The sequence below is a fragment of the Paenibacillus arenosi genome (genome assembly GCF_014841135.1).
GTDB lineage: Bacteria > Bacillota > Bacilli > Paenibacillales > Paenibacillaceae > Paenibacillus_B > Paenibacillus_B arenosi.
Window position 1 is genome coordinate 214,294 of record NZ_JACYTN010000003.1, and the last position, 12,509, is coordinate 226,802.

The 12,509-nt window shown below is 45.7% G+C and carries 9 protein-coding genes; 7 read left to right on the forward strand and 2 right to left on the reverse strand.

Features of this window, described 5'->3' with window-relative positions; all coding sequences use genetic code 11:
- Positions 1-94: 94 nt before the first annotated feature.
- Positions 95-1,075: an ABC transporter substrate-binding protein gene (locus tag IFO66_RS06960; RefSeq protein WP_225445559.1), complete on the reverse strand. Its 981-nt coding sequence runs from the start codon at positions 1,073-1,075 to the stop codon at positions 95-97.
- 543 nt (positions 1,076-1,618) lie between these two features.
- On the opposite strand from IFO66_RS06960, the gene IFO66_RS06965 reads away from it, so the two are divergent.
- From IFO66_RS06965 to IFO66_RS06985, 5 genes are all read left to right on the forward strand, one after another.
- A complete protein-coding gene (locus IFO66_RS06965; protein WP_192024440.1) occupies positions 1,619-3,019 on the forward strand; it encodes a cytochrome ubiquinol oxidase subunit I in 1,401 nt (466 codons plus the stop codon).
- Positions 3,009-4,022, forward strand: a complete 1,014-nt coding sequence (gene cydB, locus IFO66_RS06970; protein WP_192024441.1) for a cytochrome d ubiquinol oxidase subunit II — start codon at positions 3,009-3,011, stop codon at positions 4,020-4,022. Before IFO66_RS06965 ends, cydB begins: the two co-directional genes overlap by 11 nt.
- A complete protein-coding gene (gene cydD / locus IFO66_RS06975) occupies positions 4,022-5,779 on the forward strand; it encodes a thiol reductant ABC exporter subunit CydD (protein ID WP_192024442.1) in 1,758 nt (585 codons plus the stop codon). The genes cydB and cydD overlap by 1 nt, the downstream gene beginning before the upstream one ends.
- Positions 5,776-7,773 (forward strand): amino acid ABC transporter ATP-binding/permease protein, encoded by a 1,998-nt coding sequence (locus tag IFO66_RS06980; protein WP_192024443.1) that lies wholly within the window; start codon positions 5,776-5,778, stop codon positions 7,771-7,773. Before cydD ends, IFO66_RS06980 begins: the two co-directional genes overlap by 4 nt.
- Positions 7,774-8,096: 323 nt before the next feature.
- Positions 8,097-8,708 (forward strand): alpha/beta hydrolase, encoded by a 612-nt coding sequence (locus IFO66_RS06985; RefSeq protein ID WP_192024444.1) that lies wholly within the window; start codon positions 8,097-8,099, stop codon positions 8,706-8,708.
- Positions 8,709-8,843: 135 nt separating this feature from the next.
- On the opposite strand, the gene IFO66_RS06990 is transcribed toward IFO66_RS06985, so the two are convergent.
- Positions 8,844-11,036, reverse strand: a complete 2,193-nt coding sequence (locus IFO66_RS06990; protein ID WP_225445560.1) for a glycosyl hydrolase family 18 protein — start codon at positions 11,034-11,036, stop codon at positions 8,844-8,846.
- A gap of 316 nt (positions 11,037-11,352) precedes the next feature.
- Between IFO66_RS06990 and IFO66_RS06995 the strand changes: the two genes are divergently transcribed.
- The gene (locus IFO66_RS06995) at positions 11,353-11,883 is read left to right on the forward strand and encodes a hypothetical protein (protein ID WP_192024445.1); all 531 of its coding nucleotides are present in this window, start codon (positions 11,353-11,355) and stop codon (positions 11,881-11,883) included.
- Positions 11,884-11,956: 73 nt separating this feature from the next.
- Positions 11,957-12,334, forward strand: a complete 378-nt coding sequence (locus IFO66_RS07000) for a PH domain-containing protein (RefSeq protein WP_192024446.1) — start codon at positions 11,957-11,959, stop codon at positions 12,332-12,334.
- The last annotated feature ends 175 nt before the right edge of the window (positions 12,335-12,509 follow it).

Consider the following 12,509-nt stretch of genomic DNA (forward strand, 5'->3'; position numbering starts at 1 on the left):
TTGTCTCGTCCCGTATTGTGCTTTCTTGTTACCTCTATATACTTAGGACAAAAAGACAGGTGCTCAGATAGAACACCTGCCTTTAATTGAACTGTTATTGTGCTGCCGGCTTGCTGCTATATAGGTGGTGAATGGCTTCTTCAACCATAATTTCACCTGCTACAAGGCCGCGCCAACGTGTCCACAAATTGCGGTCCACTTCGATTACTTGCTTTTTCTGCACTGCATTCAGTTGCTGCCAAAGTGGGTTGGTAGACCATTCATCAATAATCGTCTGCTCCCCATCGGTTTTCATGATGAACAGTACATCTGGATTTATATTCAGCAATTGTTCTAATGTCAATTCTGCATATGCTTCATTTGGATCTTGAATCGCATTCGTCAAGCCGACTTTCTCCAGAAGGGCTCCGCCGTAGGAAGAAGAAGTGTGTGCATTAAAACCTTCCTTGCGGACCGCTGCGGACATCACACTCTGTTTCGCATCTGACGCAGGGATCTTCGTTTTTAAATCAGCGATAATCTGTTCGTGCTTCGCCAATCGTTGTTTGCCTTCTTCTTGTTTGTTCATTGCATCAGCAATCGTTTGGAACGAAGCAACGTTTTCTTCGTAACTTGCTTCTAAACTTTTAAGTACAAGTGTAGGAGCTATTTCTTGTAGATCCTTATAAATGGCTTTATGTCGTTTCCAGTCCGCAATGATTAAGTCTGGTTGTAACGAACTAATTGTTTCTAAGCTAGGTTGCTTGCGTGTACCAACCGATGTATAACCAGTAACTTGGTCAGCTAGCGGTTTAATAATACGGTCTATCTTGCCGTCATCAGCAATACCTACGGGCTTAACGCCAAGTGAGGCTAGCGCATCGACGAAGGAAAATTCAAGTACAACTACACGTTGTGGAGTTTCTTTTATTTCGGCTGTACCAAGCTCATGCTTAATGGTACGAACCTTAGGAGCGGCTTCATTTCCGCTAGTGTTATTAGTTTCTTGCTGCCCATTGCTTGCAGATGGTGATGTGCATCCAACGAAAAGCAGCACGATAGCCAGAAGGGCGATTAGAGATTGGACCTTTTTCAAAATGATTACCTCCTGATGATATGCACGTGATGTAGGATGAAGGTTGAAATGATCCATGTAAGGAACCCTTTGCCTAGTGTGCTATGTGTGTTAATTGAGAACAATTATCACTGTCATATCATAATTAGGATTATTTCCATTGTCAACATTTTTCTGCAAATCTAACATTAGTTGTATAAAAAAATATAAGAAGTTCAGCGAGTGCTAGGGAGTGACGGCTTATTTGAATGAAATGTGTCCGTATTCGCACAAGACAATTTACAAAAGTGAATATTTTCACAAAAATTAAGACCTTTTATTGTAGCGAAAATGTGACAGGTGAGCAATGTTTACATTTTGATCAAACTATTGGGTTGTTTTCGTGATAAATATCACATTGACGGTATTATTTTTCTGACAAAATGTGAAATAAGTCACGTTCCTCTCTTGTAAGAGGTAGATAGCAAGATAAACATTCAACTATGCACGTTAGTGGGGTAAGCAGCAAGTAAGAAAGTTTAAGTTGAAATGGATATTTCCAATAGAAAGGTGGAGTCAATAGCCATGGATGTGGTTATGTTATCGCGAATCCAGTTTGCATCGACAACGATTTTTCACTTCTTCTTCGTTCCGGTGTCAATTGGTCTAGCACTGCTAGTTGCGATTATGGAGACGATGTATGTCGTCAAGGGAGACGAGAAGTACAAGCGGATGACGAAGTTCTGGGGCAAGCTGTTCCTCATCAACTTTGCGGTCGGCGTTGTTACCGGTATTATTCAAGAATTCCAATTTGGGATGAACTGGTCGGATTATTCACGATTTGTCGGTGATGTGTTCGGTCCTGCGTTAGCGGTAGAAGCGCTGCTGGCATTTTTCTTAGAATCTACATTTATCGGTCTTTGGATATTTGGTTGGGATCGTCTATCGAAGAAGGTTCACTTGGCATGTATATGGATTGTATCGATAGGTACGATGCTATCGGCCTTCTGGATTCTCGTAGCGAACTCGTTTATGCAGCAGCCAGTAGGGTTTGAGGTTGTTAATGGACGAGCGGAAATGAATGATTTTGGAGCATTACTCTCGAACGGTCAGTTGTGGGTGGAGTATCCGCATACGATCTTTGCTGCAATTGCAACAGGTGCATTTTTAATTGCGGGTATTAGTGCTTATAAAATATTGAAGAAACAAGACGCGGAGTTTTTCAAAACTTCGTTTAACATTGCGATTGTTGCGGCTCTTATCTCCTCGATTCTAATCGCGGTATATGGGCATCAGCAAGCACAGTATTTGATGCATACACAGCCAATGAAGATGGCTGCGAGTGAAGCATTGTGGGATCGAAGTGAAGATCCTGCACCGTGGACGTTGTTTGCTACCATTGATCCAGAGAAGAAAGAGAATGGGACAGAAATTAAAATTCCTTATTTGCTCAGCTACTTAACGTACAGCAAGTTCTCTGGTGATGTAAAAGGAATGAATGAGCTGCAAGCGGAGTACGAGCAAAAGTATGGTCCAGGTGATTATATTCCGCCTGTACGCACGACCTTCTGGAGCTTCCGCATCATGGTATTGGCAGGCTGTATTATGATCGCACTTGCGATGTACGGTGTATACTTGTCTGCTCGCAATAAGTTATCTCATAAGAACAAGTGGTTTAATCGCTTTATGGTCGCTGCTATCTCGATGCCGTTCATTGGAAATACAGCGGGCTGGATTATGACAGAGATCGGTCGACAGCCGTGGACCGTATTTGGCTATATGACAACGGAGGACAGTGTATCCCCTAATGTTACAGCGAATGAAGTGTTGTTCTCACTCATCGCGTTTACCGCTATCTATGGTGTTCTTGCTTATATCCTTGTTCGTCTGTTCTTGAAAGTGATTAAAAAAGGACCGACGATTATTGATAAGGTCGAAGTAAAAACAAATGACCCGTTCGATAGGGAGGTGCACCATGGCGTATAGTGAACTGTGGTTTGTTCTAGTCGGGGTGTTATTTGTCGGGTTCTTCTTCTTGGAAGGGTTTGATTTCGGGGTAGGAATGGCGACAAAGTTTCTAGCTCGATCCGATATGGAGCGTCGCGTACTTATTAATTCAATCGGCCCCTTCTGGGACGCAAATGAAGTATGGTTGTTGACAGCGGGTGGAGCCATGTTCGCGGCATTCCCACACTGGTATGCAACGATGTTCAGTGGCTTCTATATCCCGTTTGTATTCTTGTTATTGGCCTTGATTGGTCGCGGTGTAGCCTTTGAGTTTAGAGGTAAGGGCGATACAGAGCGTTGGAAGAAGAACTGGGATATCGTTATCCTCCTAGGGAGCCTGTTGCCACCATTCTTGTTCGGTGTTGTATTTGCAAGCTTCCTACAAGGCTTGCCAATCGATCAGAACATGGAAATGAACGCAACCATCTTCCAAGTGGTGAATGTATATACGGTAGTAGGTGGCCTTGTTGTTACGCTGCTATGCTATGTACACGGCTTGATGTTTACAACGCTTCGCACGGTAGGTAGTTTGCAAGAACGAGCGCGTGCCCAGGGTAAAATGTTACTAGTTCCACTTGCTGTGTTGTTAGTTGTATTCGGTGGTATGACATATACGATGACGACAGCATTTGAATCACGCGGTGCGGTTATGGTTGTTATCGCTGTTCTAGGCGTTGTTGCTTATATTATGGCTGGTTATTTTATGAGTAAGAAGCGCGATGGTTGGGCATTTGGTATGACAGGTGCGGTTATTGCGTTAGCGGTTGCTTCTGTGTTTGTTTCGATGTTCCCGAACGTTCTAATTAGTTCTATTGATAGTGCCTATAACATGACGGTTTATGCTGCTGCCTCGGGTGACTATTCACTTCGCATTATGACGATTGTAGCGGTTACGCTGCTGCCATTCATTTTGGCGTATCAAGCATGGAGTTATTTCGTCTTCCACAAACGTGTTACTGAGAAGGAGCATCTAGAATACTAATGGATAAACACACACTTGGATTTAAAGGAAGCAAACTTGTCGTAGCGGTTATTGTGCTGCTGACCTTCATTCACAGTGTGTCCATCCTATATATTGCAATAGGGCTGGCAGAGACGATCTCCTCCCTATTTGCAGGCCAAGCGCTGCAGGAACAAGTCGACTCTATCGCGAAGTTCCTGCTCGCTTTCTTTATCCGGCAATTGACGGCGCTTCTCATGCAGAAGATCGCCTATCGATATGCGGAGACGGCAGGGCGTGAGCTGCGCAAGCAGCTGGTTAGCAAGCTGTTTCAGTTCGGGCCGCGTCTTGTCCAATCCGAAGGGACGGGCAACGTCGTAACGCTCGTACTGGACGGAATTGCTCAGTTCCGAACGTATGTGGAGCTTATTATCCCACGTATGATAGGCACTGCGATTACACCAATTATCGTTCTGGGTTATGTATGTTGGCTGGACCCTGTAGCCGCCATTATTTTAGCGGTAACAATGCCAATTCTGATTGTATTTATGATTCTGCTCGGATTGGCAACGAAGACGCATATGGGACGACAGTGGAAGTCCTATCGTTTATTATCCAATCATTTCGTGGATTCGCTGCGTGGGCTAGAGACACTGAAAGTACTTGGTCAGAGTAAAGCGCACAGCGACACGATTGAGCGCGTGAGTGACTCTTACCGTTCAGCAACGATTAAAACATTGCGGATGGCATTTCTGTCCTCGTTTGCACTTGATTTCTTTACGACGCTGTCCGTCGCGATGGTAGCGGTAAATCTCGGATTGCGCCTTATTGAAGGCGATACGGTGCTGTATCCAGCGCTATTAATATTGATTCTAGCACCAGAGTATTTTTTGCCGATTCGCATGGTAGGTGCGGATTATCATGCGACGTTAAAGGGCAAGGAGGCAGGCAAGGCTATTCGTGCTGTTATTGAAAAGGGTGAAGCCGAAGCGGTGAAACTTGCGTCTTCTCCTTCTGCACATGCGGCTGAGCAAGCGAAGTGGACTTGGACGAAGGATAGTACGTTAACGTTGAAAGAGGTTGGTTTGAAGCATGAAGCGGAAGGTCCAGCTTCGCTCGACGATATTCATCTGACGTTGCGAGGGATGAAGAAGGTTGGTGTAATTGGTGCAAGTGGAGCGGGTAAATCAACCCTTATCGATATACTCGGCGGCTTCCTTGCTCCATCGTCTGGTGATGTACTGCTTAATGGAGAATCTATTAAGAGATTAACGGAAGAAGGCTGGCGACAGCAGCTAACTTATATTCCTCAGCAGCCGTACTTATACAACAGCTCTTTGGCTGACAATGTCCGTTTCTATACGCCAGATGCTTCAGAGGAAGATGTGAAGCAAGCAATCGCTGCTGCTGGGCTAGATCAAGTTGTGGCACGCCTGCCTCAAGGGATGGACGAAGTCATTGGTAATGGCGGACGTTCCCTGAGCGGTGGACAAGAGCAACGTGTCGCATTGGCTCGTGCATTTTTAAGCAAGCGTCCTATTATGCTGTTGGATGAGCCGACGGCACATTTGGATATTGAGACAGAGTATGAATTGAAAGAGACGATGCTTCCGTTATTGGAGAACAAGCTGGTTCTGATGGCCACTCACCGCCTGCACTGGATGATGGAGATGGATTGGGTGATCGTGCTCGAGCATGGACGTATCGCGGAAACGGGTACACATGAAGAGCTGTTGGAACGCAAGGGATTATACTACGAGATGATGCGCATGCAAATGGAAGGGGTGGACGAAGGATGAAGCGTGAGGATTGGATTCGACCGTATTTCTCAACCCATACGTGGCGCTTTGCTCTCATCGTCTTCCTCGGTCTATTGACGGCGTTATGTGCTTCAGCGCTCATGTTCACATCAGGGTATTTAATTTCGAAGTCATCGCTTCGTCCGGAAAATATTTTGATGGTGTATGTTCCGGTCGTTCTTGTGCGTACGTTCGGCATCAGCCGTTCGGTTGTGCATTATGTAGAGCGTTTGGTCGGTCATGATACGATCCTTCGCATCTTGTCTCATATGCGGGTACGTTTGTACCGACTGTTGGAGCCGCAAGCGTTGTTCATTCGCTCTCGCTTTCGTACAGGCGACATTCTTGGTATGTTGGCAGATGATATTGAGTATTTGCAAAATATTTTTATGCGGACGATTTTTCCGAGCATTGTAGCGCTGGCTGCCTATGTGGTCGTTATTGCAGCACTTGGCTGGTTCGACCCAGCGTTTGCGTTGTTGATGGCTTTCTATATTGCACTGCTTATATTCGTATTACCAGCTTTATCGCTGTATGTGAATAAGGCACGTAACCGCCAGTTGAAGCAGAAACGCAATCAGCTGTATCAGAAGCTCACGGATGCAGTGCTTGGCATGGGGGATTGGGTCATTAGCGGACGTCAGGCGACATTTGTTAACGACTATGAACGGGAAGAAGCCGAAGTAGCGCGTATTGAGCGCTCCTTGAGCAATTGGTCGAAGTGGCGGACATTTGCCGCACAGGGAGTCGTTGGCGCTGTTGTGATCTCGATGATTTATTGGGCAGCGCAGATGTTTGCTGCACAAGCGATTGATGCAACGCTAATTGCCGCATTCGTACTCGTCGTATTCCCGATGATGGAGGCTTTCCTGCCTGTATCAGATGCGATTGATAAACTACCGCAGTATACCGATTCTTTGGATCGGATGGCGAAGGTAGATCAAGGTGAGGGCGAAGGTGAAAGCAGAAATAAAAGCAAACATGAAGGCGAAAGTGAGGGTGCTAGGAAGAATAGCATTACTTCGGGGGAACAACAGGCTAGCGAAAGTGCGGAGCGAGCTGCTGACGGTAGAGCTGGTAAAAGCCGTGGCAACTACGACAGTTGTGGTAACAGTGACAACCATGAAAACCATGAAAACCATGAAAACCGAGATAACCACGACAAATGTGATAAACGTAGTCATTCCGATAGTTCTTCCCTCATTACAGAGAAGCTTGTGCAAGCTGCTCGCCAATCGGCGCACATCCGTATTGAACATGCAAGCTACCGTTATGAGCAGGGCAGCGAGATGGCCGTAGAAGAGTTGTCGCTTGATATTCCGCAGGGCAAGAAGATAGCGGTTATCGGTCGCAGCGGCGCAGGCAAGTCCACGCTGCTGAAGCTGATTCAAGGTGCACTTGCGCCTACGTCTGGCGCGGTCACCATCAATGGAACGCCGGCGGATGCTTACGCCGGCGCAGATCGCATCGCCACCGTCGTATCGGTGCTCAATCAGAGCCCGCACTTATTCGATACGACGGTGGCGAACAACATTCGCCTCGGACGTTATGATGCGTCCGAGGAAGAGCTTCGCCAAGCCGCCCGCCAAGCGCGGCTGGATGGCTTAATTGAATCGCTGCCCGAAGGGTACCTCACGCCTATGCATGAGGCAGGGCAGCGATTCTCCGGCGGAGAGCGCCAGCGAGTTGCGCTAGCGCGCATCCTGCTGCAGCAGACGCCGGTAGTGCTTCTCGACGAGCCAACGGTAGGTCTCGACCCGCGCACGGAGCGGGAACTGCTGGCGACGATGTTCGACGCAATGGCGGATAAGTCGCTCATATGGATTACCCATCACCTCGTAGGGGTGGAGCAGATGGACGAAGTCATCTTCATGGAAGAAGGCCGCATCATTATGCGCGGCACACATGAACAATTAATGAAGCAGGAGGCGCGTTACCGCCGCCTGTACCAATTGGACCGACCACTTGTAATGAAGGCGGTCGGATTATCGTGAGCAGGATCGAATAAAGGGAATGATTCGTCAATGTAAGGTCGGTATAACGTAGGTATCACAGCGGCTGTCCATTAGGGGCAGTAGCTGTGATGTTTTTTTGTGCAGATAGGAGCAAATAGGGAGAGAGATTCTATGCTGATGTCGCGCGCTCATTTCCACAAGTCAAGTTTGACAGATAGAGCTTGAAACAGTATGATATATTTATATCAAATATCTCGAATTCAAGATATAAAAGTTTACAATGGATAAAAAGTTAAAAACGAAGTGGCTAGTCTCCCCACATACTAGGAGACAATGTAACTATTCGTTAAGGAGGATTTCTCATGAAGCATATATTTAAAGAAGGAACAGATCCTAACGCACCTGTATTGCTTCTGCTGCACGGTACAGGCGGTACAGAGCACGATTTGCTGCCGCTAGCTGAAGCATTATCGCCAAAGTCTGCGGTACTTAGCGTTCGCGGTAATGTATTGGAAAATGGCATGCCTCGTTTCTTCCGCCGTCTAGCTGAAGGCGTATTTGACGAGGAGGATCTTCTATTCCGTACACAAGAGCTGTATGATTTTGTCGATTCAGCAGCGGTTCAGTATGGCTTTAACCGTGAACGTGTCGTGGCAGTAGGTTATTCCAATGGAGCTAACATTGCTGGGAGCTTGCTCTTCCATCATCCCAATGCGTTGAATGGAGCTGTTCTCTATCATCCAATGGTGCCTAGAAGAGGGGTATCTTTGCCTGACTTAGAGGGTATGCCCGTGTTTATCGGAGCTGGCTCGAACGACCGGATGTGCACGCCTGCCGAAACAGAGGACTTGTCTGCATTGCTGCAAAGTGCGGGTGCTGAGGTTCAGCTATTCTGGGATCATATGGGACATCAGCTTACGGCAAACGAAGTGAAGGCTTCCACAGCTTGGTTTGCGAAGCACTATACTGCTTAATGGTAAGGTGTGACCGTACGACTCCTAACTATCCAATTCCAGCACGCGCTTTATATTCATGATGAAAAGCCGGGCAGTTGTAGGATCTGCCCGGCTTTTACATTATCAATGCAATGATTGATTAGCAATTAATCATTAATAATGAATGCCGTATCTTACTCCATTGACTGTTAAGCTGTAATTGGTTGGACCAGAAAGAGGTAGGAAGAATGCCATTTGAATCAACTTTGTCTGGCCAGCTTGAATGGTTTCGTAATCTGGTATTGTCATCGTAACCCGATGGAAGTCTCCTTGTAAGCCGCCGACATTAGGTCCGGTATGACCTGGAGTGACCGTTATCGGGTAGCCGTTCCAATTCTCTACTCGACTCGGTGCTGATGTTGGAATATCAAATTGCAGCACCGACCCACCTGGAATCACCGCATTGGTGTTGTTTGTAATAGCAAGCTTGGGCGCTACTGGGAAATTATTTCCGCCCATCGGAAATTGAACTAATTCTACTTTCACATTGAGCTGACTTGCTGGTGGAGGCAAAGTTCCCGGGTTAACGTTGCTGTAAGGAGCAGCCGTTTTGAACTTATTGTGAATAATTTTTGTTAATGTAGAGCCCATAAAATACTCGCCTTGACCGTTATTGCGTTGAGGATAAAAGTCATAATCCCCTGAGAGTTCCCAAATCATAATTCCGCCAATACCTTTTTGTACGACGTAATCTGCCTTAGCCGTAATCGTTTGTGCATCTTCTGTAGAGAGGAACACATTTTTTTGTGGGTTCCACAACCAAGAGGCGACTAGTGTACTATCAAAGTGCCTATTATAGGTGCCGACGATTTGCGCTTGAGGGAGCCCGAACATATTTAAATAAGAGCCGCGAATTTCATTTTCAAGGTTCATCGCATGCCACATTGGGCTGTAGCCTCCAGGTGTTTCAAGGCCGTTTACTTTATCATGCCAAATATTATCGATGCCGATCGCGCCATCTCCACATTTCTGTTCGCCCGGCATACAGTTCGTAGTAGCTGCTTTGCCCCATAGTCCGTTCGTACCGCCTTGGACATTTTTGAAGCCGCGAGTATAGTAAGGGACTCCGATATTAATTCGTCCGGCTTGCATCATGCCGCGCATGTAGTGATAGGACCAATCTGTGTTTAAGTGCCCTATACCTAAGTAATCGGGTGAGGTGTACATACCTGCTGCTGCAAGCTCTGCATCTTTACCATCATCAAATAGGGCGGCATTGGGGCCAACGAATTCATTCCATGAACCATGCAGATCGTAGGACATAATATTTACGTAGTCGAGGTATTTCAATCCTTGAGAAGTTTCCATGCCGCGAAGTAGATAACTAGAAGCCGGAGAAGCAATTGTGAGCATATAGTATTTCCCGTCTTGAGCAGACGCTTGATCTAGCTTTATGCGCAGTACTTTTAGCAATTCTACATAGCTTGCATTTAGACCAGCGCGGCGAGGTTGAGAGACTGACCAATCAAGGGGATTGCCTGCTTGCTCCATAGTGGTTGGATATTCATAGTCGATATCTGCCCCATCGAATCCGTATTGACGGAGAAATGTGACGACAGAATTAGCAAACGTGTTAATGCCTGCATGGTTTATCGTGCCGTCTGCATTTGTAGTCATGGTGTAGAAGCCCCCGGAGCTGATACGGTTGCCTGATGCATCAGGATATCCACCCGTTTCTGCCCAGCCGCCAATCGATACTAAAGTTTTGACACCAGGGTGCTGTTTTTTGAACTTGTTGAGAAGATTGAAGTGGCCTTTATAGCTATATGCTGGATCCATTGCTGCTGATGGTTCGCCTGGCCATTGCATACCTATGGCTTTATTGGTAGGACTCATTGCTCCAACGGAGACTTGATTGCTGCCATCGATATACGCGAAGGCATAATTGATATGGGTAATATTGCTCCATGGGATATGGTTTACTAGATATTTAGGTTTGCCATCTGTTCCTGTTCTCCAGTCTGTGAAGTAACCAATAATGCGGCGTTTCGAATCATTAGGGAGCTTCTCGCGGCCATTACTATCATAGACCGTACAATACGGGATGCCTTGTACACCAGAGTCATACAAACCTGCTGGCCGACAAGCTTGGTTAGGGTCCGTGATAGGACTGTTTGCTGGCACTGCGGTTTGAGAGATATCCATAGCTGCAGGGATAGAAGAGGGCTGATTCGTAGTTGTGCTTGGCTCTGTTGCTTCTGCTGAAGCTGGAGGCAGAGCTGTCGAGAATAAACTGATAGCAAGTAGTAAGCTTGCGCTTAGAAGAAAAAACTTCTTACCTCTATTCTGTTTTCTAACCAACGACAAAGTAATCAACTCCTTAAAAATAGTAGTTTGTCCCCTGTTAACACCATATATAAAGCGCTTACAATTATAATGTTGAACTTATCTTAATAGAAATAGAACGTAATGATCAAGAGTGAGACAGCAACTATTTATGATAGTGTTATCGATATATCTATTCTTATAGGAGAAGGCAAATAGTTTGCCATTCACTAGAGTATTTTGCTGCAGACGATGAAATCTATTGCCCGTTCTGTACATAGACGGCTATAATCGAGTTGGATCCATTGCATGGCAATATATGGTTTGTTCTGTTGTTAATCGTCAGGAGGGCGTTGAGGTGCTGGTTACTATACAAAAGCATGTATTTGAAACACTGGATGATGAACGGTTATTAATTGTATGCAACGAGCCAATTGCTCATCAGGTAGATAAAAAAATGGTGCGTATATCAACCGATATTTTTTATACATTAACGGAAGGCCAGCGGTCTTTGTTCTTGTTCCAGACCTTTGATAGACATCTGGGTCAGCATGGCGTGTACGGATGGTTTTGCCATCTAGAATATTTATTTGCTCATGGGCCGTTCTGGAATGTAGTTGATGTATATATTCGGCGCGTAGCTGGTAAAGAAGCGAGCACATTTTTTATACAGTTGCGGGCTTTACGAGACAAGATGACGGAGTTAGCACAGCGAAATGGTCGAAAAATTTGCGATTATTTTGGCGAGCATATGTCTGACTACCCTGATTTTCAGCGGGAGATGGAAGAGCTTGACCAGGTCGTAATTACCCTGTTCCCGGAACTTCGCTCTGCTATTGCGAGAGATATTCGTAAGCATCCTGAGCAATTTGTAATGTGGCATCATTGATAGGGAGACCTTTGCGTATATTTCCATGATATACTAAGTGTGAGACTGCTTAGTTAATAGAGGAGGAAGAGATATGGGGTTTTTAGATGGAATTATGGGCAATGCTTCAGAAGTAAATCTAGAGGAAGCGAATCGAGAGTATGCAAGTATTCTGTCCCGTTCAGAGTCGATCGAAAAGGCGTATAAGCTGATTCGCGATATGTTCCTGTTTACGAACAAGCGCCTCATTTTAGTAGATAGGCAAGGAATTACGGGAAAAAAGGTTGAGTACCTGTCGATTCCTTATAAAAGCATTGTGCAGTTCAGTATCGAGACAGCAGGTAGCTTTGATATGGATGCTGAGCTAAAGATTTGGATATCTGGAAGCCCTACACCGCTGCAGAAGCAATTCAATAAGAACCTGAACATTTATGAAGTACAGTCTGTTCTCGCGGATTATGTGTTGAAATAGACTCACGTTAGTAAACGTTAGTAACATCATATTCGTTTTAATCACAGCCCGTATGTATGGATTTATCCATAATACGGGCTTTTTGTCCTTCGTTGGAATACAAATAGATCAAAATGATTGGAATTAGTGGACATTTCCGTTATGATAAAGGTCGGAGAGATACACAACTTGTAGA